Annotated in this window: 24 protein-coding genes and 1 tRNA gene; 12 read left to right on the top strand and 13 right to left on the bottom strand. The window is 64.5% G+C overall.

Annotation, left to right across the window (positions count from 1 at the left end):
- Positions 1–326 precede the first annotated feature (326 nt).
- The 11 genes from EMB92_RS10515 to EMB92_RS10465 all read left to right on the top strand — a co-directional run bounded on the left by EMB92_RS10515 (position 327) and on the right by EMB92_RS10465 (position 11104).
- Entirely contained in the window at positions 327–2735 is a 2409-nt protein-coding gene (locus EMB92_RS10515; protein ID WP_223847697.1) for a DUF6020 family protein, read from the top strand.
- 20 nt (positions 2736–2755) lie between these two features.
- Entirely contained in the window at positions 2756–3415 is a 660-nt protein-coding gene (locus EMB92_RS10510; protein ID WP_160268286.1) for a response regulator transcription factor, read from the top strand.
- A complete protein-coding gene (locus EMB92_RS10505; RefSeq protein WP_043165756.1) occupies positions 3408–4607 on the top strand; it encodes a sensor histidine kinase in 1200 nt (399 codons plus the stop codon). The genes EMB92_RS10510 and EMB92_RS10505 overlap by 8 nt, the downstream gene beginning before the upstream one ends.
- Before the next feature lie 386 nt (positions 4608–4993).
- The gene (locus tag EMB92_RS10500; protein WP_140445710.1) at positions 4994–5311 is read left to right on the top strand and encodes a hypothetical protein; all 318 of its coding nucleotides are present in this window, start codon (positions 4994–4996) and stop codon (positions 5309–5311) included.
- A 101-nt stretch (positions 5312–5412) separates the two neighbouring features.
- Positions 5413–6045 carry a hypothetical protein gene (locus tag EMB92_RS10495; RefSeq protein ID WP_043165758.1) on the top strand — a complete coding sequence of 211 codons (633 nt, stop codon included), beginning with the start codon at positions 5413–5415 and terminating at the stop codon, positions 6043–6045.
- Positions 6046–6215: 170 nt separating this feature from the next.
- Positions 6216–7433 (top strand): hypothetical protein, encoded by a 1218-nt coding sequence (locus tag EMB92_RS10490; RefSeq protein ID WP_150394816.1) that lies wholly within the window; start codon positions 6216–6218, stop codon positions 7431–7433.
- Between the two features lie 7 nt (positions 7434–7440).
- Positions 7441–8157 carry an ATP-binding cassette domain-containing protein gene (locus EMB92_RS10485; protein WP_150394815.1) on the top strand — a complete coding sequence of 239 codons (717 nt, stop codon included), beginning with the start codon at positions 7441–7443 and terminating at the stop codon, positions 8155–8157.
- A gap of 2 nt (positions 8158–8159) precedes the next feature.
- Positions 8160–9305, top strand: coding sequence for a hypothetical protein (locus tag EMB92_RS10480; protein ID WP_150394814.1), 1146 nt, complete (start codon positions 8160–8162; stop codon positions 9303–9305).
- Between the two features lie 37 nt (positions 9306–9342).
- Positions 9343–10302, top strand: a complete 960-nt coding sequence (locus EMB92_RS10475) for a helix-turn-helix domain-containing protein (protein ID WP_150394813.1) — start codon at positions 9343–9345, stop codon at positions 10300–10302.
- 158 nt (positions 10303–10460) lie between these two features.
- Complete coding sequence (locus EMB92_RS10470; protein WP_150394812.1) at positions 10461–10778, top strand: hypothetical protein; 318 nt, start codon at positions 10461–10463, stop codon at positions 10776–10778.
- 2 nt (positions 10779–10780) lie between these two features.
- Positions 10781–11104, top strand: a complete 324-nt coding sequence (locus EMB92_RS10465) for a hypothetical protein (RefSeq protein ID WP_150394811.1) — start codon at positions 10781–10783, stop codon at positions 11102–11104.
- 120 nt (positions 11105–11224) lie between these two features.
- On the opposite strand, the gene rplA is transcribed toward EMB92_RS10465, so the two are convergent.
- From rplA to dapE, 12 genes are all read right to left on the bottom strand, one after another.
- Positions 11225–11917 (bottom strand): 50S ribosomal protein L1, encoded by a 693-nt coding sequence (gene rplA / locus EMB92_RS10460; protein ID WP_043165766.1) that lies wholly within the window; start codon positions 11915–11917, stop codon positions 11225–11227.
- A gap of 15 nt (positions 11918–11932) precedes the next feature.
- Positions 11933–12364, bottom strand: a complete 432-nt coding sequence (gene rplK / locus EMB92_RS10455) for a 50S ribosomal protein L11 (protein ID WP_043165768.1) — start codon at positions 12362–12364, stop codon at positions 11933–11935.
- A 357-nt stretch (positions 12365–12721) separates the two neighbouring features.
- Positions 12722–13603 (bottom strand): transcription termination/antitermination protein NusG, encoded by an 882-nt coding sequence (gene nusG / locus EMB92_RS10450; protein ID WP_150394810.1) that lies wholly within the window; start codon positions 13601–13603, stop codon positions 12722–12724.
- Between the two features lie 43 nt (positions 13604–13646).
- The gene (gene secE / locus EMB92_RS10445; RefSeq protein ID WP_043165772.1) at positions 13647–13871 is read right to left on the bottom strand and encodes a preprotein translocase subunit SecE; all 225 of its coding nucleotides are present in this window, start codon (positions 13869–13871) and stop codon (positions 13647–13649) included.
- 34 nt (positions 13872–13905) lie between these two features.
- A tRNA-Trp gene (locus tag EMB92_RS10440) sits at positions 13906–13981 on the bottom strand.
- Positions 13982–14161: 180 nt separating this feature from the next.
- Entirely contained in the window at positions 14162–15370 is a 1209-nt protein-coding gene (locus tag EMB92_RS10435; RefSeq protein ID WP_140445723.1) for a pyridoxal phosphate-dependent aminotransferase, read from the bottom strand.
- A 39-nt stretch (positions 15371–15409) separates the two neighbouring features.
- Positions 15410–16543 carry a glutamate 5-kinase gene (gene proB / locus EMB92_RS10430; protein ID WP_150394809.1) on the bottom strand — a complete coding sequence of 378 codons (1134 nt, stop codon included), beginning with the start codon at positions 16541–16543 and terminating at the stop codon, positions 15410–15412.
- A gap of 23 nt (positions 16544–16566) precedes the next feature.
- A complete protein-coding gene (gene obgE / locus EMB92_RS10425) occupies positions 16567–18276 on the bottom strand; it encodes a GTPase ObgE (RefSeq protein WP_107043763.1) in 1710 nt (569 codons plus the stop codon).
- Between the two features lie 252 nt (positions 18277–18528).
- On the bottom strand, positions 18529–18777 hold the full coding sequence (gene rpmA, locus EMB92_RS10420; RefSeq protein WP_107043764.1) for a 50S ribosomal protein L27: 249 nt from the start codon (positions 18775–18777) through the stop codon (positions 18529–18531).
- A gap of 40 nt (positions 18778–18817) precedes the next feature.
- Positions 18818–19126 (bottom strand): 50S ribosomal protein L21, encoded by a 309-nt coding sequence (gene rplU, locus EMB92_RS10415; protein WP_043165782.1) that lies wholly within the window; start codon positions 19124–19126, stop codon positions 18818–18820.
- A gap of 188 nt (positions 19127–19314) precedes the next feature.
- Positions 19315–22248 carry an Rne/Rng family ribonuclease gene (locus EMB92_RS10410; RefSeq protein WP_150394808.1) on the bottom strand — a complete coding sequence of 978 codons (2934 nt, stop codon included), beginning with the start codon at positions 22246–22248 and terminating at the stop codon, positions 19315–19317.
- 646 nt (positions 22249–22894) lie between these two features.
- Positions 22895–24181, bottom strand: a complete 1287-nt coding sequence (gene dapE, locus EMB92_RS10405) for a succinyl-diaminopimelate desuccinylase (protein ID WP_150394807.1) — start codon at positions 24179–24181, stop codon at positions 22895–22897.
- A 307-nt stretch (positions 24182–24488) separates the two neighbouring features.
- On the opposite strand from dapE, the gene EMB92_RS10400 reads away from it, so the two are divergent.
- Entirely contained in the window at positions 24489–25430 is a 942-nt protein-coding gene (locus tag EMB92_RS10400) for an AEC family transporter (RefSeq protein ID WP_150394806.1), read from the top strand.
- Here the strand turns inward: EMB92_RS10400 and EMB92_RS10395 are convergent.
- A complete protein-coding gene (locus EMB92_RS10395; RefSeq protein WP_190973655.1) occupies positions 25399–26145 on the bottom strand; it encodes an HAD family hydrolase in 747 nt (248 codons plus the stop codon). The genes EMB92_RS10400 and EMB92_RS10395 overlap by 32 nt on opposite strands.
- Between the last annotated feature and the right edge of the window lie 43 nt (positions 26146–26188).

Below are 26188 nucleotides of genomic sequence, written 5' to 3'. Positions count from 1 at the left end.
TGCAGCGGACTGGCAATCATTGACTATAAAGAAGTAGTACAAACACACTCTTGAGTTCTCAAACCACCACACACATCCGGACTGTGGAAACAATCATGAAGTTGAAGTTCCGCATCCGAACGGCAGCAAAAGAACAGAATAGTCATCCATGCGCATTTGCGCAAACACGAAGGCACGCTGAAGCGGAAAACCGCTGCAATCACACGGTCTTCTCGGCGTGTCGCAAACAGCCCGTCATCGGCTGTTCTGGTTTCAGAATACACCCGCGATCGGCTCCGGACGGTAGCCCGAAGGTAACGAACAGTCGAACAAGTAGAATGGCGGACATGACCGATGCCTCCAGTCCTCGTATCATCCCCCATACCAGCGCGCAGGATAGCCGCAATGGCGACGCGCACGCAACGCCTTCGAGCCGGACCACGGCCGTGGTGTCGCACGCGTCGGACCATGGTCATGACTGTGATCATGCCAGCCGCACCGATCGCATCACCGACCGCATCGGGGGCATCGCCCGATGGGCGCTGGCGGTGGCGGCGTGCCTGTGGATGGCGTGGTGCACGGCGGTCGGACCGCTGTATTGGGCCGATTCGTCGATCGCACGGTTCGGATGGGTGAATGCGGGCTATGGCATCGCCGCGTTCGTCATCTACCTCATCGTCATCGTGGCGCTGGTACGCAAGGCGAGACGTCAGCCGCTGCTCGGCTATTCGACCGATCCGGACGGCACCCGTTCGCCGCGGCGGCTGCTTCCGCGCATGCGGCATCGCAACGGCATCGGCACGATTACGGCCGGCGACGCGGTGAAAGCGGATACCGCAGATGCGACCACATCCGTGTCGGAGACTCCCGGCCGGTCCGAGGCCGGACGGAACAATTCGGCAAACCATCATCGCCTCACATCCATCGTCCGCATCATCGGCATCGCATGGCGGCGAACGCGTACCGCCGCGGGGCTCGCGCGTGCGTTCCTCGCGCGATGGATCGTACGCGCCACCAACAGACGCTGGAAGCTCACCGCGATTCTGCTGATCGGATGGCTGTGGGCACCGACGACGCTGTTCGCCGCGTTCGGCGCGGATCTGCGCAGTCAGGCACGCGAGTTCAGCTGGGCATGGAACCAGTGGACGGGTCTGAAGCAGCCGTACATCGGGTTCTTCTCGTTCGCACCGATGGACATCTATCCGACGGCGCACTACATGTGGCCGGAGGATCCGACGTATCTGACCGATCAGCACAACATCGTGCTGACGCTGTTCTACGGCGCGACGCTTGCGGCGTCCCGATACCTGACCGGTTCGAACGACTGGGGAACGATCACGCTCGCGGCCACGCAGTTCCTGTTCGCGGCGTGCGTGAGCGCCGCGACCATGCACCGCTTCCTGAACCTGCCATGGCTGGGGCGCGCGGATCGCACGGATTTCATGCATCCCGAGCGCGGCGGCGAACGGCTCATGCCGCGCCGGTTCGACCGTCCGGAGCGGGGCGTGCGTGCGGCGCTGCCGGCTCAGGCCGCGCACGCGCCGGTCCGCGTGGCGGTGCTGCTGTTCTTCCTCATCTGCCCGCTGACCGTGTTCTCGACGATCTCGCTGACCAAGTCGCCGCTGTTCGCGTTCGCGTTCCTGTGGGCCTTCGGCATCTGGTACGAGCTGTACGCGACGTCGGGCGACCGTCTGGCGGTGTCGCACGGCCGCGCTATCGGGCTGGACGAGGCGTCGGAGCGGAGCCACGGCATCGCGGGGATCCGTGCGAGGCTGTCAGGCAGACGGATCCGAAGTCGTGCACCCCGCCCGATCCGGCTCCCCCGCGGCTCGTTCGCGGCGTTCGTCGCGGCGAACACGGTGATGCTGATCTCGGCGAAATACGCGTGGTACGTGCTGCTCTTCGAGTTCGTGCTGGCACTGCTCGCGGATCGCCGCCGTTGGACGACGTACGTGGTCGCGCTGCTGCTGCCGACGATCCTCATCCACGGCGGCATCACGATGGCGATCAGGTCGGGGGCGATCATCGGGGGCGATCCGATCGAAAGCCGCGGCGTGCAGCTGCAGATGATCGCGCGCGTGGCGCAGCGTGACCCCGATTCGATCCCCGAATCGGCAAGGAAACAGCTCGCCCCCGTGTTCAACCTCGACCAGATGGCCGACGCGTACTTCCCGCAGGACGCCGATCCGGTCAAATCGTCCGGCATCCAGTCGAAGAAGGTCAGCTACCGCTGGCGTTCGGTCAAGCCGGAGGACATGGACGGGTTCAACAAGGCGTGGCTCGAGATCGTCAAAGCGAATCCGATCGTCTCGATCGACGCGCTGATGGCGAAATGCTACGGATACTTCGACATCGCGGACCAGCCGTACGTGTCGATGAGCTACTACGTGGACAGCGACTACGTGCAGGTCAATTCGACGTGGATCAAGTACTATCACCACAAGTGGCGTACGCAGGTGGCGAATTTCGCCGACTCGTGGAGCGCGATCCCGGTGCTCGGATGGGTCACGCACGGCAACTTCTACGTGATCATGACGCTGCTCATCGGTGCCGCCGAGGTGGTCCTGCGACGCTGGCGTGCGCTCGCCTGGCACCTGCCGCTGCTGCTGCTCATGGGCGTGATGATCACCGCCCCGGCGAACAACTTCGAACGCCATATGCTGCCCGTCGCGTTCTGCTTCGGCTTCCTCCTGCTCACGTTCTGGCGTGATTCGCGATGGAACCCACGTCCTAACAGGCATCGTCAACAGCGATGATGGTGCCTACAATCGTAGATATGGGTGATATGGATGGGAACGCCGAACGCCATTGCGGCATCGCGATACTTGACAACGATCCCTTCACCGCGCAGGGGTTGAGTGCCGTCATTGCGAGCGCGGATGGTCTGCGCGTAGCTTGGACGTCAACATCCGCCGAACAGACCGTGCAGCGGTGCCTGACTCCAGACACCAGACCGGATCTACTCCTGACAGACATGTCGCTCGGCAATGGGTGGAGCGGCGCGGACGTGTGTATGCGCATCCGCAGAAGACTCGGCACCATGCCGATTCTGGCGATCACCGCGTTCCCGGTCGGATACTACGCGCGCGACGCGGCGCTGGCCGGTGCGCAGGGAATCGTCTCCAAGGCGGACCGCGCCCAAATACTCAACGCTCTACGCACGGTGCTGCTGGGCGGCACATGGGGGGAGTTGTTCGACAACACGACGATTGCTCATATCCGAGTCACGCATCAGCCGGATCACAAGCTGCTGTCCGGCAAGGAAACCACTGTCATGAACCTGTTGTCCCGCGGGCTGGCGGTAGAGGACATCGCCGTGACGATGCAGGTGAGCGAATCGACGGTGAAGTCGTTCATCGCGCGGGCCAAGCGCAAACTGGGCGCTGGTTCGCTGCGCGAGGCCGTAGCGAAATGGACTGGAGAGTCCGATGCTTGAGAGGAACGCCGCGCGAGCGGCGCTTGCGGATCTCACGGAGACGATGCGACATCCGGTGCGCGAGCTACGCACACACCGGGCACGCCTAGCATTGGTCATCATCACGCTCATGCTCACCGCCGCGGATTGGTCCGTCAGACCTACCGTCGACGCCTATTCCATGATGATATCCATCCTGCACATGGCATCGATCGCACTGATCTGTCTGCTTCCCCGCCTTGGCGCATGCGGTATCCTCGCCGTGGAGATTGCCTGCTGCTTCGTGGATACCAGCGGCGGAGCCAGCCGCCTGTGGGGTACGTGCCTTGCCTCGGGCATCATCGTATACGTCGAAGGCACTATTGCGATGGCGGTCGCATGTTTTCTGGCCAATCTGCTGATGCAGCTATCACAGACCCGGCTCAATGAGGGGCCGCACGTACAGGGGCCCACCATGTCCGCCGGAGTTTTTCTGCTTTCCTGTGCAGTCATAGCCGAGATCACAGGCTATGGTCTGCGCCAGCGCAACGACATGGCACAGCACAAGGACTCAGCATACCGGCGGTCGATCCAGCAGCAGGAGGACAGCCACACGCTGTCGCTGCTGGAGTATGCCTCGCAGCTACATGATTCCGTGGCGGGGAGTCTGGCCAGCATCTCATTGACCGCGCAGCAGCACATAAGCGAACACCCCGACGTCGATGCCGCAACATGGAACCGCATCGATGAGGAGTCACGGCAGGCGCTCACGCAGGTACATCGCATCATCGACGCGATGTCCGAGGGGCAGCGGACGGACGCATCGCGTGGGAACGACAACGACCTGCCCGACGATCTACGAGCCCTATGCCACGACCATGACAGGGCACTTGCCGAACAAGGGTTGCATGGTCACGCGGAGCTGCACGACTTCGGTCTGACTGTGCACCCCGACATCGGGCGCGTGCGCATGCTGCGATCGTTGATTGACGAGCTGTATGCGAATATGGCGAAGTATGCGGTCGGGGACACGGACTATCAACTGTCTGTCACCTTGTGCGACGACTACATCGAGATCATGCAGACCAACGGGATCGCACCCATGACGCACCCGTCCCCTGGCAACAGGGGACTCACCGTCCATGCACGACGCATCGGTCAGGCTGGGGGAGACCTGTCCTACACAATACGCGACGCGCAATGGATCTGCTTCGTCCACCTACCCTTGGTCTAGACCATCCAATTCATCGTCAGGAGCAATACTGCGGCGGTATCCATGGAGGACAATGAACCAATGCGATAGGATATCCCACCAAATCGATGTTCCCGACGACTAGCCCCTCTCCCACGACCAATGAGCACAGGAATACGGGCACAAGCATCATGGATACCACGCCTTTCCACATCGAATGCATATTCATACGCACCTTCCATCTCTTAAATTGTTTCGGAGCTTTCGATATCACCATACGAGAAATCACGATTATCGAAGCGGTTATTGGACCAGCACGTCAACCTGAGGACTACGCATCTCCCTTCAGCGACAAATCATCCACCACTACAGGATGCATAATGGAGCTACCCTCAACGAAGTGGGGTATCAACCGAAAGGAAAACATCATGAAGCACAATTTGAGAAAGACCATCTGCGGAGCATTTCTCGCGGTGGGCGTGACAGTAGGCGGGGCGATGTTGCCCTCCGCAGCAATGGCGGTCGCGACAGTTTACGATCCATATGGGCGAGGCGAGTACACCCTTGAGTACGCCAAAGCCAATCCCGGCTTCAAAGCACAACATCAGCGTAAAGGATACGATGATCTTGGCTTTGGGGTATGGCGATACGGCAGGTGGGAAGCAAATGGAGTCCGCTCTTGGGCCGATGTAACGGGACTACATTCAGCGAATACCTTCACAGCCGCATTTGGCAGGGTTTCTTAGTCGTCGTCCAAACCCATATCGTTGATAATCCGAGGGCGGCAGAATACATCCATTCATCTGTCGCCCTTGTTTCTCACCCGATCATCATCAAAGGAGTCGAGATGGGGGCAATGCACAACCGTATCGGGCACAGGGCATTTGCAGCTGCTCTCGCTATGGTGCTGCCGATGGCCCTGTGCGCATGCGGGCAACAATCCTCCCCTGATGCGCAGCAGCAATTCAGCGGTCCATATGCCTCTGATTTCAGGCACAACTACGAGACGACAAGTAGCGAACTGGCCAAAGGCATCCTCAGAGACGGTAAAATCACCGATGCCGAGTTCGAGGAGTTCATAGACCGGTATACCTCGTGCATGAGCAGCCAGGGAGTGAACTGGTCCTATACCGATAACGGCGAGGAACTGCGAGGCGCTTCCGGTGATATGAGCCAAGAAGCCCTGACCAAGGCAACCGATGCATGCCATGCCCAAACCGGCTACATGGAGCTGGTACCGTTGTACCAATCCCTGCAATCCAATCCTGACAACCTCAGCCGGAATGAGCTAATGAAACTGTCTCTAGCGTGCCTGCAAAAACATGGATTGGCGGATCAGGGACTAACCGTGCAGGAATACGAGACCATCTACGATGACAACGACCGGTATATGGATATGTTCGGCAAGTACATGGAGCAATCGTCACCCGACTACCGGCATTTCCTCGCCTGCTCGCAGGATCCAGTGAACGCGCAGTAACGGGATTACGGCAACGGCGTCGATGAATCCGATCCTGACGTCCAACAGTGGTTCGCGTGCGAAGCCGACTAGAGACGTCATCCCCGAGATGACGTCTCGAAGTGTTTCCCCCAAAAACAGGATCTACAGTAGGAATAGGATCAACTGCGCAGGGGCAGGAGGAGGACGCGATGCATAGGACGAAGAAGCCGCGCGGCGGGGGTGCGCACACCGGCGTGGCCGTTTCGGTGTTCATCCTACTGGCGGCGATGCTGGTGTCCGTGGGGCTCGGAGCCGGTTTCCTGCTGACCCGATCGCGCATCCCGCAATCATTGGAATCCTCGACCTCCGCCGGCAGCATGAAGGTCGCCGCCTCGCAGTTCGACGACGCGCGATCCGTGCAACTGACGGTGACGCTCGGCACCTCCTCGACCATCGTCTCACCGGTGGCGGGCAGGGTGACCGCGTCGCATTGCGCGGCGAACGCCACCATCGCCTCGGGCGGCACGCCGATCAGCGTGGATGCGATACCGGTGCTCGCCCTGCATACCGTCACACCGCCGTACCGCACGCTGACCAGCGGCACGAAGGGACCCGACGCCCGCTCGCTGAACGACGCACTGCGCGCGCTCGGCTATGCGGCGCCGGATTCCGACTGGTTCACGTGGAACTCCATCACCGCCTACAACAAGCTGGCCGACAGCGTGGGGGCTAGGCGCATTACCAAGGAGGGCGGTTGGGCGATTGACCCGTCGTTCTTCATCTGGCTGCCGTCCGCGAGCGCGACCGTCGCCGAATGCCGGGTGTCCGTGGGCCAGCAGATCGCGCAGGGCGCGGAGCTGCTGATCACCAGCGCGGCGCCCGTGAAGGCGACGTTGCCCGTGTCCGCGGCTGCTGCATCGTCGGGTGGCGCGTCGGGAGCCGCAGGCTCGGGTGTGACGTCCGGTGATCTCGTCTCGGGCGATCGTGTGCTGTCGATCGGGTCGACCACGGTGCCTGTTCCCACGGGGACCACGGAACTGACCGATCAGAGCGTGCTGTCGGCGATTACAGGCAGCACCGAGTATCGTCTGGCGAGTCTGGGAAGCGGCTCCGGACAGATGGGCTCGGGCGCCGGCACGGGCGGCTCCGGAGGTACGGGCGCATCGAGTGGTGGCAGCAGTGAGGGCGGCACCGTTCAGGTGTCGTATACGTGGCGGCTGGCGCAGCCGATCGAGGCGGTCACCGTGCCGCCGTCGTCGCTGTATCGGGCGTCGGGCGGCAAGGCGTGCGTGACCGTGTCAGGCAAGCCGACGCCGGTGTCGATCATCGCCTCGCAGCTCGGCAAGACGATGGTCGCGCCGGACGGGGTTGGCTCGTTCTCCTCGGTGGACGTCTCCCCCGCCTCCGACGAGCCCTGCCGGGGGTGATTCCACGATGACGGGGATCGCCGATCAGGGCATCGTTCAGAGCGCCGATCAGGGTAAGCGCGTCGAACTGAACGATGTGGGGCATACGTTCGATCCCTCGGGTGAGGACATGCTGTTCCGGCATCTGACGGTGACGCTGCTGCCGAAGCACGTGTATGCGCTCACCGGCCCGTCCGGGTCGGGCAAGTCGACGCTGTTGTCGATCATCGCAGGGTGGGTGACGCCGACGAACGGCACGGTGGAGCGCATCGGCTGTTCGCGTGTGAACTGGGTGCTGCAGAATCCGCATGGCGTGGCGCGTCGGGCGGCCGTCGACCATGTGGCGCTGCCGTTCATCGCGCGCGGCGAGCGGCGTGCGGACGCGACCGCGCATGCGATGGAGTTGCTGGACGCGTTCGGACTGACGGCTTTGGCCGGCAAGCGGTTCCGCGACCTGTCGGGCGGCGAGGCGCAGCGGCTCATGCTGGCCCGCGGCGTGGCGAGCGGCGCCGATCTCATGCTGGTCGACGAGCCGACGGCACAGCTTGATCTCAATACGGCGGCGACGGTCAACGAACGTCTGCACGCGCTGTCGATGGGCGGGGCGATCGTCGTGGTCGCCACGCATGATCCGCGCACCCGTGACGCGTGCACGGATCTCATCGATCTGGGCGATTTCCAATCGGATGATCGCGAGCCCGATCGCGAGCCCAACGACAGCACCGACCGTGGGGAGGTGGGTTAGCGATGGCCGATACGAACGGACGTCCACGCCCCGCCCGTATGCGACTGCGCGGCGTATTCGACGAGGCCGTGCGCAATCTCGTCTCCGGCACGTCGCATGCGTGCGCGATGGCCGTGACGCTCATCTGCCTGATGACGCTGTGCATGCTGGCCGATCTGGCGTCGATCACCACGATCCAGCGGCGCGCCGACTCGTTCGTCGCCTCGGGCGGATCCACGTATTCGATCACCTTCACCGGTCATATCAATGGGGCGGCCTGCGATCGCCTCACCTCGCTCGACGGGGTCATCGCCTCCGGGGCGGTGCGCAGCGAGGCCGGCAAGCTCACATTCGCGGCCCTGCCATCCACGGGCGTGCCGACATACGAGGCGACGCCCGGCGCGACCGGCGTGTTCGCGAACAGCGCCACCACCGCGCGCGACACAGTGGGGCCCGGTTCGGGGGACGGCGTGTGGCTGTCACAGGAGGCCGCGAAACCGCTTGGCGTGCGAGTCGGGGACCATGTCACGCTGCGTGACGATCGCACGGTCGACGTCGCCGGCGTCTACGACTGGCCGGATGACGGGCGTCAGAGCGGCTACTCGTATGCGGCGATCATGCCCGTTCCCGCGTCGGACGACGAACCGTTCGACCAGTGCTGGGTCAAGGCGTGGCCGGTGCCCGAGAACATCGAATCGCTGCTGCGCGTCACCACTAAGGGCGATGAGTCGGCCACACAGGAACGGCCGACCGTCACCCAGCTCAACACGTCTCAGGGGCGCACGTTCGACGCGATCGCGGCGTACCGTGGGCGGCTCACGGTATGGTCGCCGCTGGTGGCGGGCGTCGTCGCGTTGTTGATCGGATGGATCGCGGTGCAGCTGCGTCGGCTGGAACTCGCGTCCGCATTGCACTGCGGCGTGCCGAAGAGCGCGATGGTCGTCGGCGTGCTGGTCGAGACGAGCGTGTGGGCACTGATCGCGATCGTCACGTGCATGCCGGTGTTGGCGTGGATGTGGCTGGAGAACACGGACACGGACGCGATGGTGCTCACCGACACGCTGCTGCGCGTGCCGGTGGCGGTGTACGTCGGTGTGCTGGTCGGCGCGCTGGCGCGTGCAGGCACGATCAGGGAGCGGCAGCTGTTCCGGTACTTCAAGAACCGGTGACGGGACGGATGAGCTCGAGGTCATTACACTGGTGGGTATGGCTGATTTTCTCGATGTGCTGACCTCGCATGTCTCCAAGTCCGTTTCCGAGGGCGTTGCCGATGGTGGTGACGAGTCGGTCGCCGGGCGTTCGGATGCCCGTGCGCTGCTCACGCGGGTCGCGTTCGAGTCGCTTGCCGACGGATTGTCCGACGATCGCGTGGCGTCGATGCTGCGCGTTGTGGGATGGGATGGCGATGTCCCCTGTTTCGCGATCGCGGGACGACCGGCCGTGAACGCTGCGGCGACCATGCAGGCGGTGAATCAGGCGGTCGCCGATCTGGGCGGCGAATCGCCCGTATGCGGCGTGCGGGACGGCGTCGTGGCCGCGGTGATCCGCATCGAGGCGGCCGTGCGGCCGGAGGTCGTGTGCACGGCGGTATCGCCTGCGTTCGCAGGCGGCACCGGCAAGGTCACCGACGACGATGCCGTTGACGGCGCCACGGTATCCGATGAGAACGCCGTCGCGCCATCGCCGCTCTGCCTGGGACCGGTGCGTCACGGCGTTGCGGGTGCCGCGGCGACGCTGGGCGCGGCATTGACCACGCTGCAGGCGGCACCGGCATTGGCGTCCGGGTCGCTCGCCGGTGACGGCACCGGTGTCACCGGAGCACGCACGGCGCGCCCCGTACGAGGCGTCACGCTGCTGCGCGCGGAGGATGCGCTGCCGGAACGCGCACTGCTCGGCGATCCGGACGCGCGACGCGAACTGGTCGACGTGGTGTACGGGTCGCTCGCCGGCACCAATCCCGATGATCCGACGATGCTCACCGTCTCCACGTTCCTCGCCTCCGGCGGATCGCTCGAAACCACCGCGCGCACGCTCAACGTGCATCCGAACACGGTGCGCTATCGCCTGAAGCGTGCGGCCGACTCCACCGGCTGGGACGCCACCGACCCACGCGAGGCCTACGTCCTCACCACCGCCATCGCCCTGGGCCGCATGCACGCGGCATAGCGAGGGTCGCGGACCGAGACTTCTTCAACTGATTTGTGAGAAATTCAAGGGCTTCGTCCACATCGATCATTCCGCTGGACAGTATGATGCACATTCGCATACCAATGAAGTAAGTCGACGCACATAGGTGTACGTCGAATGACAACTAAGGTTGCGACATGGATTATGATATGGAAGAACCCATCATCCTGCGCAGTGCACGCAAGCCGCACGTCATGGGCGGCCGGACGGTACCCCCGGTACCCGTGTCAGTCATTCTGCACGCGTATGCGCACAGTCAGGAGGTGGGGATAAATGCTCACCGTGATCCGCCGACGTACATGGTCGTCGGTCCGGATCCACAAGGTAACCGACTATATGAGATCGGTTACTTTGAAGCCTCGGCTGGAGCTGACGCTGGCAGAATCATGATCTGCCATGCGATGCCGGCCAGACCGACGTATCAGATCATGTATTGGAACGCGATGAAGGGGTGACGATGATGCAGGTAACAACGGATCACGATCATGATGACAATGATCAGCTCGTATATGACCGTGAATACTACGAACAGTTGGGTGAGGAGCTCGATAAGGAGATGATGGACTCCGACTATCCGGAACCCATCGATCTCGCCGATGACCCGAATCCGGCAGCACGCCTAAAACGACTCGTATACCAACGGCAGGTCTTCGAACGTGAGAACAAAAGACGCACGGTTGAAATCGTCGAGGAACTGCGACGTCGCGGCAACTCGTGGAGTGCGATAGGCAAATTGATGAATATCAGTGGCGAGGCAGTCCGCAAACAATACAGCCGGTGACCTATCGAATTATGAGAGCGCCGGACGCTGAGGTGTGCTCAGCGTCCGGCGCTCTCATATGTTCCGATCAGTCCGTTACTTGCGGACCGACGGCCGCATCACCGATCGAAATGATCGAAATCAGGCGATGGAGGCCGGGTCGACCGGGATGCCGGGGGCCATCGTGGAGGTGATGGTGGCCTTGGTGACGTAGCGGCCCTTGACGGTGGACGGCTTGAGACGCTTGACCTCTTCGGCCACGGCGCGGAAGTTCTCGTCCAGAGCCTTCTCCTCGAAGGAGGCCTTGCCGATCAGGAAGGAGAGGTTGCCGTGCTTGTCGACACGGAACTCGATCTTACCGCCCTTGATGTCCTTGACGGCCTTGGCCACGTCCATGGTGACGGTGCCGGTCTTCGGGTTCGGCATGAGGCCACGCGGACCGAGCACACGACCGAGGCGGCCGACCTTGCCCATCATGTCCGGGGTGGCGACGACGGAGTCGAAGTCGAGGAAGCCATCCTGCACCTTGGCGATCAGGTCGTCATCACCGACGATGTCGGCGCCGGCTTCCTGAGCGGCGGTGGCCTGCGGGCCACGGGCGAACACCAGGACGCGGACCGTCTTACCGGTGCCGTTCGGCAGGCTGACGGTGCCGCGGACCAGCTGGTCGGCCTTGCGCGGGTCAACGTTCAGGCGCAGCACAGCCTCGACGGTCTCGTCGAAGTTGCGGGTCGGCATGCTCTTGAGCAGCGCGATGGCCTGGTCGGGGGTGTACAGGTTGTTGCGATCGACCTTCTCGGCCGCCTCGCGGTACTTCTTGGAATGCTTAGCCATCTGTCCTTCTCCTTATCAGTCGGTCACCGTGATGCCCATGGAACGGGCGGTACCTTCGATGATCTTCATGCCAGCTTCGATATCACGAGCGGACAGGTCGGGCATCTTCACCTCGGCGATTTCGCGGACCTGAGCCTTGGTGACGGAGCCGACCTTGTGGGTCAGCGGGTTCTCGGTGCCCTTCTCGATACCGGCGGCCTTGAGCAGCAGAGCCGCTGCCGGCGGGGTCTTGAGGACGAAGGTGAAGGAACGATCTTCGTACACGGTGATCTCAACCGGGATCACCTGGCCCATCTTGTCCTGCGTCTGGGCGTTGTACGCCTTGCAGAAGTCCATGATGTTGACGCCGTGCGAACCAAGGGCAGGACCCAGCGGCGGGGCCGGGTTGGCCTTGCCAGCCTGAATCTGCAGCTTGATCAGCGCGGAGACTTTCTTCTTGGGAGCCATGTTATGGTTCTTCTTTCTATAACGCGGTGCTACCGGTCGCCGCACATGAAACGGTGACGATTCGGCCCAAGCCGGACGTCGCACGGATCCGCGCGGTCTCCTCCCGCAACTTATATTGCTGTGCTGTGCTAGCGGGTCTCCCCTCCAGACACGAACTTTCTAATTCTGCCACCGCGGCACGACGGCCGACACGCCGATACAACGCAGAAATCCCCACACAATGTGTGGGGATTTCCTACAAGCTCTTGAAATTCGTCGACGTGTGCGGAGAACGCCGTCCGAAACCGAAGGCGTACGAAGGTACGTCGAGGCTGAGGAAAGGGGTTATACGCTCCGTCGACGGATTGCAGGCAGGTTTCAGTCGAGCTTCTCGACCTGATCGAAGCCCAGCTCCACCGGCGTATCGCGGCCGAAGATGGACACGAGCACAGTGAGCTTCTGCGTGGTGGGCTCGACGTCGGAGACGACGGCGGCCATCGTGGCGAAGGGGCCGTCGGTAACGGTGACCTGATCGCCGACCGCGTAGGAGACCTCGACGGTGCGCTTCTTGGCGGCGGCAGGCTTGTCGCCGGCCTTCTTGAGCGCCTCGGAGGCGATCATCGGAGCCATCATCTCGACGACTTCCTTGCGGGTGAGCGGAGCCGGATCCTTGGTCGGGCCAACGAAGCCGGTGACGCCTTCGGTCTCGCGCACGATGCGGCGGGCGTTCTCATCGGGCCACATGCGGATGAGGACGTAACCGGGAACGCGGACGCGGGTGATGACCTTCTTGCCCTTCTCGGTATGCTTCTCGACCTCTTCTATCGGCACTTCGATCTGGAAGATCTTGTCTTCGAGACCGAAGGACTGAATACGGGATTCGACGTTGGTCTTCACACGCTTCTCATAACCGGAGTAGGTGTGCAGCACGTACCACTTGCCCTCGAGAGTGCGCAGCGAGGCGGCGAACTCGTCGATGGCGGCCTGACCGGCATCGGTGGTTTCGGCCTGCTCGGACTCGTTGGTCTCGCTCTCCTCGTCATCATCGAGGCTGACCGAGGACTCGGAAGAGGATTCAGCGGAGGCGACAGGAGCGTCCTGAACGGACGGGGCCTCGGTTTCGACAGAGGAATCACCCTTGGCGGAGTCCGCAACCGAAGCGGTCTCCTCGGCAGCAGGGGCGGCCGGAACGTCAGCCGGTTCGTTCTCCAGCAGGTCGGGCATCGCGTCGATGCTATCGAAATTCACTTCATCGCTCATGCGTTTTTCACCTTCGGGTGTACTAGGGGTCGTTACTGGAGGATCAGCCGAACACCCACAGCGTGGCCTTGACCAGGCCGAAGTCCATGCCGGTGACCAGAGCCATCAGCAGCAGCACGAAGATGAACACGGCAAGGGACCAGAAGAACAGTTCCTTGGCAGTAGGGGTCACAACCTTGCGAAGCTCGTCGATGATCTGCTTGATGAACAGACCGATGCGCATGAAGACATTCGGCTTAATGGCCTTTTCATTGCTAGCCTTCGCCATATCCATCCTTCGCTTGGGGTATTCGTCAGAAACTTGGCAGGGAAGGCGGGACTCGAACCCACAACCTACGGTTTTGGAGACCGTTGCGCTACCAATTGCGCCACTTCCCTAGGTGAACTTCACCTCGGCTCCACGTTCCGGAAGAACGCTTCGCCACGGCGAAAACCGCCAAGTCGGTATATTAGCGAATGACTTCCGATTACACAAATCGCGTGTCGCACGGCGTGGCGCGACACGCGATAAGTACCGAAATCGGCTTCATACCAACGTTTTGCGGCAATTGAGACGAATCACGCCTCGACGTAGGCCTTCATGCGACGCATGCCCTCGGCGAGCTGGTCGTCGGCCAGCGCGTAGGAGAATCGCAGGTAGCCGGGCGCGCCGAACGCCTCGCCGGGGACGGCGGCGACGTGCGCCTCGTCAAGCAGGGCGGCGGCGAAATCGGACGACGTGGCCGACACGGTGCCGTTGGGGCCGAGCGGCCTGCCCAGCAGCTCGCGGATGTCGGCGAACGCGTAGAACGCGCCGGTCGGGGTCGGGCAGTGCACGCCCTCGATGTCGTTCAACGCGGCGACGATGGCCTTGCGGCGCACGTCGAACGCCTCGCGCATGTGGTACACCTCGTCGAGCGGGCCGGAGACGGCCGCGATGGCGGCGCGCTGCGAGACGTTGGCGACGTTCGAGGTCATGTGGCCCTGCAGCTTGGCGGCGGCCTTGGCGACCGGCTCGGGGGCGATCAGCCAGCCGACGCGCCAGCCCGGCATCGCGTACGTCTTGGCGACGCCGTTGAGGATGATGAGCTGGTCGCGCACCTCGGGCACTGCGGCGCCGATGTACGTGGTGTGCGCATCGTCGTAGTTGAGGTGCTCGTAGATCTCGTCGGTGATGACCCACACGTGGTGCTCGATCGCCCACTTCGCGATGCCCTCGATCGTCTCGGCGCTCCACACGGCGCCGGTCGGGTTGTTCGGGGAGGTGACGATGATCGCCTTCGTACGGTCGGTGCGGGCCGCCTCGATCGCGTCGAGATCGGGCTCGAAGCCACGCTCGGCGCCAGCGAAGACCTCGACCGGCTTGCCGCCGGCGAGCTTGACGGCCTCCGGGTAGCTGGTCCAGTACGGGGTGGGGATGATGACCTCGTCGCCCTCGTTGAGCAGGATCTGGAAGGTCGAGTAGACGGCCTGCTTGCCGCCATTGGTGACGACGACCTGTTCGGGGGCGACTTCGAAGCCGGAGTCGCGCAGCGTCTTGTCGGCGATCGCGCGACGCAGTTCGGGAAGGCCCGGGGTCGGCGTGTACTTGTAGTTCTTCGGGTCGCGGCATGCGGCGGCGGCCGCGTCGACGACGTAGTCCGGGGTCGGGAAGTTGGGTTCTCCGGCGCCGAAGCCGATGACGTCGAGTCCGGCGGCCTTCATGGCCTTCGCCTTGGAATCGACGGCAAGCGTGGCGCTCGGGGTCACATGGTTGATACGGTCGGAAAGAGTCTGCCATTGAGCCATAGTCATGGCTTCAAGGATAATCCGGGCGCGCGAGAAGCGCTAGACGAGGACGAGGTTGTCTCGGTGGACTAGGGGGTGGGTGAACTCGGGGCCGAGGATGCGCTTCAATTGCGCCGTGTTGCGGCCCAGCATACGTTCGATCTCCTCCGAATCGTAGCCGGCGAGGCCGCGTGCCAGATGCGTGCCGTCATCGCCGTCGACCCACACCGGGTCGCCGGCGGAGAACGCGCCGCGCACCTCGAGCGCGCCCGCGGCGAGCAGGGACGCCCTGCCTCCCCGCACGGCATGCGCCGCGCCGGAGTCGACGATGATCGTGCCGCGCGGCTCGGCCGCGAAGCCTATCCACAGACGGCGCGTGGACCCGCGGTGCTTGACCGGTGCGAACGCGGTGCCCACGGGATCGCCCATCAGCGCCGGGCCGGCGTTGCCCGCGCAGGTGAGCACGGTGGGGATGCCGGAGACGGCGGCCACGCGAGCCGCCTCCAGTTTGGTGACCATGCCGCCGGTGCCGACCTTCGAACCGGTGCCGCCGACCTTGACCTCGCCGAGCGCGTCCACGACGTTCGGCACGTAGCCGATGCGGTGCGCGCCCGGCTCGGAGGGCGGTGCCGTGTACAGGCCATCCACGTCGGTGAGCAGGACGAGCGCGTCAGCCCTCACGAGATTGGCGACGAGCGCAGAGAGGCGGTCGTTGTCGCCGAATCGGATCTCGTTGGAGGCCAGCGAGTCGTTCTCGTTGACGATCGGCACGACGCCCAGATCGAGCAGACGTCCGAGCGTGCGCTGCACGTTGCGGTACTGGGTGGCGCGGATCGTGTCCTCCGCGGTGATGAGAATCTGCCCCGCATGCACGCCGAAACGGCCGAACGCGGCCTCGTACTGCGCCATCAGCAGGCCCTGGCCGACGGATGCGGCCGCCTGCTGCGTGGCCACGTCCGTCGGACGCGAGTCGAAGCCGAGCGGGCCGAAACCGGCCGCGATCGCGCCCGAGGAGACGAGCACGACGCGCGCGCCCTGCCGATGCGTCTCGGCCAGCGCGGCGACCAGTGCGTTCAGGCGCGTGACGTCGAGGTGTCCGTTCGGATTGGTGAGCGAACTGGAGCCGACCTTGACGACGACGGTCTCCGCCTCGGCGATGCGCCGACGGATCTCGGCCTGCGATGGTGTGGACATATTCCCTCCTTGTGGTCGGGATTCTACTCCTGCCGTTCGCCGGAGTCGCCGGTGTTCCCGTCGTCGACGCTCTCGCCGCGGCCGAAGAGGCTGTTCTCGTCGTGGCGATCGTCGTCGATGGACGGGTCGGCCCAGTGGCCGGCCTGGCGTTCGGCCATCATCGCCTCGCGGACGGCGGCCTTCGCGTCCATCATCGCGTAGTATTCGCGACGACGCTCGGCGTTGGTGCGTCGACGGGCGCCCGGCGCGTCGGCCTCAAGACGCAGATCCGTGCCGCGCGCGCCGATCGGCGTGCCGTCGAGCAGCTCGCCGCCGGCCGCGATCGTCGGATCCCAGTCGAACTCGACCGCGCGATCGCCGCGGCCGATGCGGATCTCGTCGCCCGGCTTGGCGCCCTTGCGGCGCAGCTCGTCCTCGACGCCCAGCTTGGCCAGACGATCGGCCAGATAGCCGACGGCCTCGTCGTTGTCGAAGTTGGTCTGCTGCACCCAGCGTTCCGGCTTGCGGCCGATGACCTCGAACCAGAAGTCGCCGTTGCCGTTCTCCTTGCGTTCGATCGTGAAGTCGAGCGCGGTGCCGTTCTCGTCGGCGACGCGACGACGGCGACCCTTCTGCTCGAGCGGCTTGATGACAACGCGCGCCTCCTCCTCGGCGGCCTCGCGCCTGGCGACCTCCTCGCGCATCTTCCCGACCAGATCGGCCAGTGCGAAGTTGAGCTCCTTCAGGCCCTCGTGCGAGGCGGTGGAGATGATGAACACGCGCATGCCGCGCTTCTCGAACTCCGGCTTGACGAACTCGGCGAGCTCCTTGGCCTCCGGCACATCGACCTTGTTGAGGATGATGATGCGCGGACGCTCGGGAATCGGGATCGCGCCGAGCGGCAGCTCCAGCGAGCCCGCGTACTCGGCGAGCTCGTGCTCGAGCGCCTCGTAGTCGCTGATCGGGTCGCGGTCCGGTTCGAGCGTCGCGCAATCGATGACGTGCGCGATGATCTCGGTGCGCTCGATGTGGCGCAGGAACTCGAGTCCCAGTCCCTTGCCCTGGCTGGCGCCGGGGATCAGACCGGGCACGTCGGCGATGGTGTAGCGCCGATCGCCGGCGACGACCACGCCGAGGTTCGGCACGAGCGTGGTGAACGGATAGTCGGCGATCTTCGGCTTGGCGGCGCTCATCGCGGCGATCAGGCTCGACTTGCCGGCGGACGGGAAGCCCACCAGTGCGACGTCGGCGATCGACTTGAGCTCGAGGATCACGTCGCGCTCCTCGCCCAGCTCGCCGAGCAGGGCGAAACCGGGGGCGCGGCGGGTGCGGTTGGCCAGCGCGATGTTGCCCAGACCGCCGGCACCGCCCGCGGCGGCTACGTAGCGATCGCCCTCGTGACGCAGATCGGCGAGCTCCTCGCCGGGGCGCTTCGACTGGCCCTGCGCGCCCTTGGCGGCGAAGACGATGGTGCCGCACGGCACGGGCAGGATCAGGTCCTCGCCCTTGGAGCCGTCCTTGTTGTCGCCCAGACCCATCGTGCCGCTGGCGGCCGTGCGATGCGGCATGAAGCGGTAGTCGAGCAGACTGGTGGCGTTGCGGTCGGCCACGAAGATGACGGAACCGCCGTCACCGCCGTTGCCGCCGTTCGGACCGGCAAGCGGCTTGTACTTCTCGCGGCGGATGCCGGCGGAACCATTGCCGCCGTCGCCGCCCTTGACGTGGACGGTTACTCGATCCACAAAATCACTCATGATTTGCCTTTTCGTGTGTCGTTCCCCACATCTGCGCTTCTCGTGGGAAGTCGCCCGATGCATGGTCCGACACGCTCCGGGCCGCTCTGGCCAAGTCCTTACGGTCGGGCAACGCATCAGGCGACTTCCCACTTGCGTTGAGTGGGACAGTTGCGTTTGAGTCGATCCTTGGAAGCACGCGGATCGAGGAGAAAGAGAGGGGATATGAAAAAAGCCGCGTCCTAGGGGCGCGGCTTTTCGCTATCGCTGTGTTCAGGCGATGACGTCGACGACCTTGCGGTCACGACGGGTGCCGAACTTCACAGAGCCATCGGCGAGAGCGAACAGGGTGTGATCCTTGCCCATGCCGACGTTGTGGCCCGGGTGGAAGTTGGTGCCACGCTGGCGGACGATGATGTTGCCGGCGACGACGGCCTCGCCACCGAACTTCTTCACGCCGAGGTATTGAGGCTGCGAATCGCGACCGTTGCGCGAGCTGGACGCGCCCTTCTTATGTGCCATGATCGGTTCCTTTCAGTCAGTGTAAGCTTTGACGGAAAAATCAGGCGATCGCCGTGACCTTGACGGCGGTCAGCTTCTGACGGTGGCCCTTGCGACGGGCGACACCGGTCTTGTTCTTGTACTTCTGGATGTTGATCTTCGGGCCCTTGGCCTCGTCGTTCACGACCTCGGCCTTGACGGAGACCTTGGCCAGATCAGCGGCGGCCAGAGTGACGTTGGCGCCATCGACCACGAGCGCGACCGGGAACTCCACGGTATCGCCCTGCTTGGCGTCGAGACGGTTGACGAGGATGACGTCGCCGACCTCGACCTTTTCCTGATGGCCACCGGCCTTCACAATCGCGTACATAATCGTTCCTTTTATATTGGGGAAAGCTTATTGCCTGACGCTCTCGGATACGCCGAGCTCGCGGTCAGACACCGACAAACTAACTTACACTGACACGCGGACTAACGCAACCGCGTTTCATCCGCGTGTCATTCACGCCGGTTTGCCGTTCGGCGTGCTAGAGACCGGCCGTCGCCTTGAGTCGACGCTCAGTCGTCGATGTCCGCGTTGTTCGCGGCGACCGCGGCGGCGGCGATCTGCGCGAGCTTGGCCTTGACGTCCGGACGGGACCCTGCCGGCTCCGGCGCGGGCGTCGTGCCGCGGCCGTGCTTGTTCGTGCGCACGAACGGATCACCTCCACGCAACGCGTAGGGGTCATCGTACTCGGCGCTGACGATCGGCTTGTCGTGCAGGATGAAGCCGCGGCCCTTGCAGGTCGGGCACTCCTCGGAGAACGCCTCGACCAGACCCTGGCCGATGCGCTTGCGCGTCATCTGCACGAGGCCGAGCGAGGTGACCTCCGCCACCTGATGCTTGGTACGGTCTCGAGCCAGGCATTCGACGAGACGACGCAGCACGAGGTCGCGGTTGGCGGGCATCACCATGTCGACGTAATCGATCATGATCATGCCGCCGATGTCACGCAGACGCAGCTGACGCGCGATCTCCTCGCTCGCCTCGAGGTTGCATCGCGTGACCGTCTCCTCGAGCGACTTGCCGCGGCCGATGAACCGGCCGGTGTTCACGTCGATCGTGGTCATGGCCTCGGTGCGGTCGATGACGATCGAGCCGCCGGAGGGCAGGTAGACCTGACGCTCCATGCCCTTCCTCAACTGGGAGTCGATCTGCCACTTGTCGAACACGTCCTTGCCGTTGTGTTCGGCCGGATCCCACTTGACGAGCTTGTCCTTCAAGTCCGGGGCCATCGTCTCGAGGTACTCCTCGATGCGGTCGTAGACCTTGTCTCCCTCGACGATCAGCTGGCTGAAATCGTCGTTGAAGATGTCGCGCACCACGCGGATCGCGACGTCCGGCTCGCCCTGCAGGAGCTTGGGACGCTTGCCGTGCCAGAACTCCTCGCGCTTGGCGTTGATGCGGTTCCACTGACGCACCAGGCTCTCGAGATCCTTGACGATCGCGTCCTCGCTCGCACCCTCGGCCGCGGTGCGGATGATCACACCCATGTCCTTCGGCGCGATCTTCGCGACGATGTTCTTCAGACGCGCACGCTCACGCTCCGGCAGCTTGCGGCTCACGCCGGTCATGCCGCCGGACGGCACGAGCACGAGGAATCGGCCGGCGAGCGTGACCTGCGAGGTCAGACGGGCGCCCTTGTGACCGATCGGATCCTTGGTGACCTGCACGAGGACCGGATCGCCGGACTTGAACGCGAGTTCGATGCGGCGCGGCTGGCCCTCGAGGCGGGTCGCGTCCCAGTTGACCTCGCCGGCGTACAGCACGCCGTTGCGGGCCTGTCCGATGTCGACGAACGCGGCCTCCATGCTCGGCAGCACGTTCTGCACGCGGCCGAGATACACGTTGCCGACGGTCTGCACCTCCTGGATGTCGGACACGTAGTGCTCGACGAGGATGTTGTCCTCGACCACGGAGATCTGGGTGTGCTTCTCCTTCTCGCGTACGACCATCAGGCGTTCGACGTTCTCGCGGCGCGCGAGGAAGTCCTGTTCCATGATCTGCGACTGGCGGGAGCGCTCGCGGCGATTGTCGCGACGACGCTGCTTCTTGGCCTCGAGTCGGGTCGAGCCCTCCACGTCGGTGATCTCGTCGATGTACTGCTGCTTGCGGGAGCGGCGGGAGATGATCTGCTCGTCGTCGTCCTGCGACTTGCCGCGGCGACGACGGCGACGCGTACGGGTGACGGTCTCCTCCTCGACAGGCTCCTCATCGCGATCGTCACGGTCGCGGTCACGATCGTCGCGATCCTCACGGTCCTCGCGGGATGCGCGACGATCCTCGATCGACTCGGACTTGCCGCGGCGACGACGGCGACGCGTACGGGTGCGTGGCTCCTCGTCGGCCGGCTCCTCGTCGTCGATCGGACGGTAGGAGATGTCGTCGAGCTCCAGGTCCTCCTCGATCTGTTCGACCTCGGCGGCGGCGCGACGCTCCTGCGCGTTGAGACGACGACTGCGGGTGCGCCGGCGCCCGGAGGCGTTCTCGTCGCCCTGATCGTCGGTGTTCTGCTGGTCGGCGGCGTCACGGCCGGCGTCGGGGCGGTCGTCACGGTTGGAACGACTCGCCTGGGCGTCATTCTGCTTGTCGTCCTGCTGGGAAGCGTTCTGACGGGCGGCGCGGGAACGCGTGCGGCGACGGGTCTCACGGCGCGAGGCGCGCGTCTCGTCGGCATCGTCGGAGCCGTTGTCGGAGGCGTTGTCGGACGAATCGTCATCGGCGTGGATGTCGATGATATCGATGTCATCGTCGTCATCGCGGCCGTGCGCGGGGATGACCGGCTCCTGGAACAGCAGCGAGGTCATCGGGCGGGAACGGCGCCCGCCGCGATCGCGCGAGATCTCATAATCGTCGTACTCGTCGCGATCGTCGTCACGGTCATAACGGTCATGGAACGGCAGTCCATCGAGCAGCTCCTCGGCGCGATCAAGATCGTCGTCGTCACGGCGACGGGACCGACGGGCCGGACGCGCGTCGTCATCGTCGAAATCGTCGGCATGGCGGACGCGGCGACGGCGGGTGGGGCGCTCGTCCTCATCGGAGGCGTCGACGATGGCGGGGGCACGGCGGACGCGAGACTTGCGGCGCGGCGACGGCGCATCATCGTCGGGGGTGTTGTCGGAGGCGGGGACGTCGGGGGTGTCGGGGACGTCGGACTGCGGCTCGGGCAGACGCGGCTCCTCGAACATCGCGGCGGAATGGTCCTCGACCTTCAGTTCGAGCGACACGCCGGCAGCACCGGCACCGCGCACGACGCGACGGCCGCGACGGCGGCGGGTCGTGGTCGGGGCGCCGTCCGAGCCTGCGGGGGTGTTCACGGCATTGGAATCGGCAGCGGCGTCATCGGAGCCGGTATTGGCATTGGATACGGTTGCATTCTGGGCGTCGACGTCGTCGACCCCATTGTTGTTCACAGCGGGCACGATGCTCCTCGTCCCGGCGTGCTGCATCACGTCGGACCTTATATATAAGGCCTCCACGGCTCTCACACCATGCTCTCACCATGGCCGCGCATCGCTTGCGCCCGCAGAAGCAATTCCTTCAAAGTCTGTGCGGCTCGGACGGCGGACACCGGCGCTCGCGCGGATCATAGGGCCACCCTGGATCCAGCTGCGAGGGGATCGACGCCATCTGGCACGTCGGCGGTTTGCAGAACCACCGCATTCAAGTATGCCACAACTTTTTCCCCGGGATCACCACGGACAACGTACTCAAGGTCCGAGGGTCGCCCGTTCCCATGCCGATCGGCGTACGGGGAACGGGGCCAACGCGCGCCTCACCCCGTTCCTCGTACGCCGGGGGCTCACCAGCGTACGGGGAATGGGGCCATCGCACGCCTCTCACCCGTATTCGTACGCCTGCGTCGCGGCAGCGTACGAATACGGGTGAGATCGGCCCCGAAGTCACGGGGAGCGTACGCTACGGCGACGTCAGCGTACGTTCCCCGTGGCATCGAGTCGGTTACCCACGATGTGCGTACGGCGTGTCATCCGCGCATCGGGCTGTGGACCTGGAACCGGGGGCCTGGACTTGGAACCGGGGCTGGCACCGGTACCTAGGACCTGGAACCGTTCGGTCGGCAATGGGGGTTCACAGTCAACGGGACGACGACAGCCACTCCCCCAGGATGTCGGTGAGGAGCGTGAGATCGGATTCGGGCATCTGCTCGTCGTGCTTGTGGGCGAGCAGCGGGTCGCCGGCGCCGAGGTTGACCGCCGGAATGCCAAGCTGGGAGAACCGGGCGACATCGGTCCAGCCGAGCTTGGCGAGCGGGTCGCGGCCGGCGCGCTCCTTGACGAGCCTCGCCAGGGAGACGGCCAGCGGCGCGTCCATGCCGGGGCGCGCGGACGGCGATTCGTCCTTCATCTCGATGCCGTAGCCCTCGAAGACGCCACCGGTGGCGGTGTGCTCGCCGTTGCCGAGCTCGGCGCCAGCGTCGGCGCCCATCATCAGGGCCTTGGCCTCGGCGAGCGACTTGTCGGGGGCGAACCGGTAGTTGACGTGGACGCGGCATTCGTCGGGGATGACGTTCGTGCCCTTGCCCCCGGAGATCAGCGTGGCGTTGAGACCTTCGCGATAGGTCAGGCCGTCCACCTCGACGTCGGCCGGCTCATAGGCGTTGAGGCGGTTCAGGATATCGGCGGCCTTGTGAATCGCGTTGACGCCCATCCATGCGCGTGCCGAGTGCGCGGCGACGCCGTGCGTGATCACGTCGAAGCGGATCGTGCCGTTGCAGCCGCCTTCGATGCCGCAGCTGGTCGGCTCGCCGATGATCGCGAAATCGCCGGTGATCCAGTCGGGGTGGGTCTCGACGACCTTCCTCAAGCCGTTCTTCTCGGCGGCGACCTCCTCGTGGTCATAGAAGACGAACGTGAGGTCGGCGTTCGGCGTGGTTTCGGGCGTGGCGCCGTCAAGGGTGGCGGCGAGGTAGAGCATCACCGCATCGGACGCCTTCATATCGGTGGCGCCGCGACCCCACAGGACGCGTTCGCCCGGATGGGCCTTTGCGATGTCCTCGCGGATCAGCGGGTCGCCTGGTTCCAGCCAGCGCGGCGGGAAGTTGTCGATGACCGGGACGACGTCGATGTGTCCGGCGAGGATCACACGCCGCTCGAGACCGAAGTCGGTGGAGGCGACGACGGTGTCGCCGTGGCGTCGGACGGCGAGGTGGGATTGCTGGCGCAGGAAGCGTTCGATCTCGTCGGCGAGCGGGGTCTCGTAGTCGCTCACCGAGTAGGCGGTCATGATCTGGGCGAGGATCGTCGCGATGGCCTCGGCGCGCGGAGCCGAAGGGTCGAGGGTGATGGGGGTGGCGGTGTCGCGCGCGAGGGCGGCCTTCGGGTCGGCGGCCTTATCGGCCGTGGTGTTCGTATCGTTCGTCATAGCCGCGATTCTAGTATCCCGAGCCGGAATTTGTTCGCGAATCGACTACCCCTCAGACCGCTTCGCGGGCCAGCTCGTCCTGCAAATTAAGGACGCGCTGCGCGCGGCGTTCTGCTGACTCACCTGTCGGCTCGCACGTTGCCTACAAACGACTCTGTCGTTTGCTCCACGGCAACGTCCTGACAAGGGGATCCAGAGCGCCCGGCTCGCGGACGGAGTCCACGAACGGGTTCGAGGACCGGTCAGTGAGATACGGCGGACGAATGCATGGCGATGTGCGAGTATGGGAAGCCGATAAGGGAGGAACATGCCAGGTCTACTAAGCGCGATGCAGGGCTTCTGCGTCATCGGCATCGTCATCTTCGTGGGATACGTGGCGGCGCGTATGCGCATCGGCGGCCCGAGCGCGCAGATGGTGCTCAATCGGTTCTCGTTCTTCGTGTCGAGTCCGTGTCTGATGTTCGCGATCCTCTCCAAGGAGCCGATCTTCGACATCTTCCACCCGTCGATCATCGTGGCGTTCCTGTCGGCGATGCTCATCGGCGTGGTGTTCCTCGTGCTCAATCGCATGTTCTTCCACATGAACGCGGCCGACGCGACGATCGGCGCGCTCAACTCGCTGTACCTCAACTCGAACAACATCGGCCTGCCGATCGCCACGTACATCCTCGGCAACGGCGCGCTGGTCGCCCCGATCCTGGTGATGCAGCAGGCGCTGTTCACGCCGATCGGCCTGACCGCGCTGGACGTGTTCACCAAGGGCAAGGTGTCGGTCAAGGAGATCGCGAAGCAGCCGCTGCATCAGCCGTTGCTCATCGGATCGCTGCTGGGCATCGCGCTGTCGGCTGTCAACGCGAAGACCGGATGGTTCATTCCGAACTACCTATACGACCCGATCAACATGATCGGCGAGTCGGCGGTGCCGATGATCCTCATGGCGTTCGGCATGTCGCTGCACGGCACGAAGCCACTGCAGCAGAAGGGCGATCGCCCGGCGATCTTCACCGTGGCGATCCTCAAGAACATCGTGATGCCGATCATCGCGTTCCTGCTCGCCTACTTCATGATGGGCTTCCGCGGACCGGAGCTGTACGCGTGCGTGGTGCTCGCCGCCCTGCCGACCGGCCAGAACGTGTACAACTACGCGGCCCGCTACAACGTGGGATTGACCTTCGCGCGCGACGGCATCCTGATGAGCACGCTGACGAGCCCGGTGTTCATCGCGGTGATCGCGTTCCTGCTGAGCTAAGCGGAAGACCGACCAGCCCAATGGCCTCGTTCAACGACGCCACAACCGGACATCCCATGTCGCGTGGAAGCGGTACGCGCGCGCACGCCTCCACGCCGACCGCATGGGCGCCGGCGGCGAACGCGGCCGTCAGTCCGCTCGCGGAATCCTCGAAGACGAGACAATCGCGCGGGTCCACACCGGCGAGGCGTGCGCCCGCAAGATAGGGAGCGGGGTCGGGTTTATGCGCGAGACCGTCGTCGCCGGCGACAAGTCCCACGAACACGCCGTCCGGCGCGGCGGCGATGACGCGTTCGCCGAGCGATCGCGGCGAGCCGGTGACGAGGACGGAGGGGATGCCGGCCCCGCGCAGGGCGAGCATCATCGCCCATGCGCCCGGCGTCCACGGCACGCCAGCCGCATGGCGGACGGCACCGGCCTCGTACATCGCCGTCACATCGTCGATGAGCTCGCGGATGATGCGATCGGCATCGAGCGGCACGCCCGCCTCGCGCAGCACGCGCGCGCATACTGGCAACGGAGCCGCGGTCATCGCGCGGCTCAACGCGTCGTTCCATGTGACGCCGTGGCGTTCGGCGCACCGGCGTTCGGCCGCCACCCACATCGGATCGGAGTCGACGAGCGTGCCGTCGAGATCCCACAGCACGGCCTGCGGCGTGAACCCGCCGGCCCCGCGCGAAAGCCCGCGGTCGGCCATCCCATTCGCGATTCCCATATCCTCACCATACCGTTCCGCCTGGCGCACGCCCGTCATGCTT

Origin of the sequence: Bifidobacterium callitrichos, assembly GCF_008698085.1 — a bacterium.
Taxonomy (GTDB): Bacteria; Actinomycetota; Actinomycetes; order Actinomycetales; family Bifidobacteriaceae; genus Bifidobacterium; species Bifidobacterium callitrichos.
The sequence above is the reverse complement of the archived record's forward strand: the minus strand, read 5'-3'. Positions and strand labels throughout refer to the sequence as shown.

Excerpts from the sequence above, each read along its gene's own strand:
- obgE (WP_107043763.1), bottom strand. The coding sequence starts at position 18,276 with ATGAGTGATTTTGTGGATCGAGTAACCGTCCACGTCAAGGGCGGCGAC.
- rplA (WP_043165766.1), bottom strand. The coding sequence starts at position 11,917 with ATGGCTAAGCATTCCAAGAAGTACCGCGAGGCGGCCGAGAAGGTCGAT.
- rplU (WP_043165782.1), bottom strand. The coding sequence starts at position 19,126 with ATGTACGCGATTGTGAAGGCCGGTGGCCATCAGGAAAAGGTCGAGGTC.
- EMB92_RS10465 (WP_150394811.1), top strand. The coding sequence starts at position 10,781 with ATGATGCAGGTAACAACGGATCACGATCATGATGACAATGATCAGCTC.
- EMB92_RS10495 (WP_043165758.1), top strand. The coding sequence starts at position 5,413 with ATGGGGGCAATGCACAACCGTATCGGGCACAGGGCATTTGCAGCTGCT.
- EMB92_RS10475 (WP_150394813.1), top strand. The coding sequence starts at position 9,343 with ATGGCTGATTTTCTCGATGTGCTGACCTCGCATGTCTCCAAGTCCGTT.
- EMB92_RS10515 (WP_223847697.1), top strand. The coding sequence starts at position 327 with ATGACCGATGCCTCCAGTCCTCGTATCATCCCCCATACCAGCGCGCAG.
- dapE (WP_150394807.1), bottom strand. The coding sequence starts at position 24,181 with ATGACGAACGATACGAACACCACGGCCGATAAGGCCGCCGACCCGAAG.
- proB (WP_150394809.1), bottom strand. The coding sequence starts at position 16,543 with ATGTCCACACCATCGCAGGCCGAGATCCGTCGGCGCATCGCCGAGGCG.
- EMB92_RS10510 (WP_160268286.1), top strand. The coding sequence starts at position 2,756 with ATGGGTGATATGGATGGGAACGCCGAACGCCATTGCGGCATCGCGATA.
- rplK (WP_043165768.1), bottom strand. The coding sequence starts at position 12,364 with ATGGCTCCCAAGAAGAAAGTCTCCGCGCTGATCAAGCTGCAGATTCAG.
- EMB92_RS10480 (WP_150394814.1), top strand. The coding sequence starts at position 8,160 with ATGGCCGATACGAACGGACGTCCACGCCCCGCCCGTATGCGACTGCGC.
- EMB92_RS10435 (WP_140445723.1), bottom strand. The coding sequence starts at position 15,370 with ATGGCTCAATGGCAGACTCTTTCCGACCGTATCAACCATGTGACCCCG.
- EMB92_RS10505 (WP_043165756.1), top strand. The coding sequence starts at position 3,408 with ATGCTTGAGAGGAACGCCGCGCGAGCGGCGCTTGCGGATCTCACGGAG.
- EMB92_RS10395 (WP_190973655.1), bottom strand. The coding sequence starts at position 26,145 with ATGGGAATCGCGAATGGGATGGCCGACCGCGGGCTTTCGCGCGGGGCC.
- EMB92_RS10470 (WP_150394812.1), top strand. The coding sequence starts at position 10,461 with ATGGATTATGATATGGAAGAACCCATCATCCTGCGCAGTGCACGCAAG.
- EMB92_RS10485 (WP_150394815.1), top strand. The coding sequence starts at position 7,441 with ATGACGGGGATCGCCGATCAGGGCATCGTTCAGAGCGCCGATCAGGGT.
- EMB92_RS10500 (WP_140445710.1), top strand. The coding sequence starts at position 4,994 with ATGAAGCACAATTTGAGAAAGACCATCTGCGGAGCATTTCTCGCGGTG.
- EMB92_RS10400 (WP_150394806.1), top strand. The coding sequence starts at position 24,489 with ATGCCAGGTCTACTAAGCGCGATGCAGGGCTTCTGCGTCATCGGCATC.
- nusG (WP_150394810.1), bottom strand. The coding sequence starts at position 13,603 with ATGAGCGATGAAGTGAATTTCGATAGCATCGACGCGATGCCCGACCTG.
- secE (WP_043165772.1), bottom strand. The coding sequence starts at position 13,871 with ATGGCGAAGGCTAGCAATGAAAAGGCCATTAAGCCGAATGTCTTCATG.
- EMB92_RS10490 (WP_150394816.1), top strand. The coding sequence starts at position 6,216 with ATGCATAGGACGAAGAAGCCGCGCGGCGGGGGTGCGCACACCGGCGTG.
- rpmA (WP_107043764.1), bottom strand. The coding sequence starts at position 18,777 with ATGGCACATAAGAAGGGCGCGTCCAGCTCGCGCAACGGTCGCGATTCG.
- EMB92_RS10410 (WP_150394808.1), bottom strand. The coding sequence starts at position 22,248 with ATGCAGCACGCCGGGACGAGGAGCATCGTGCCCGCTGTGAACAACAAT.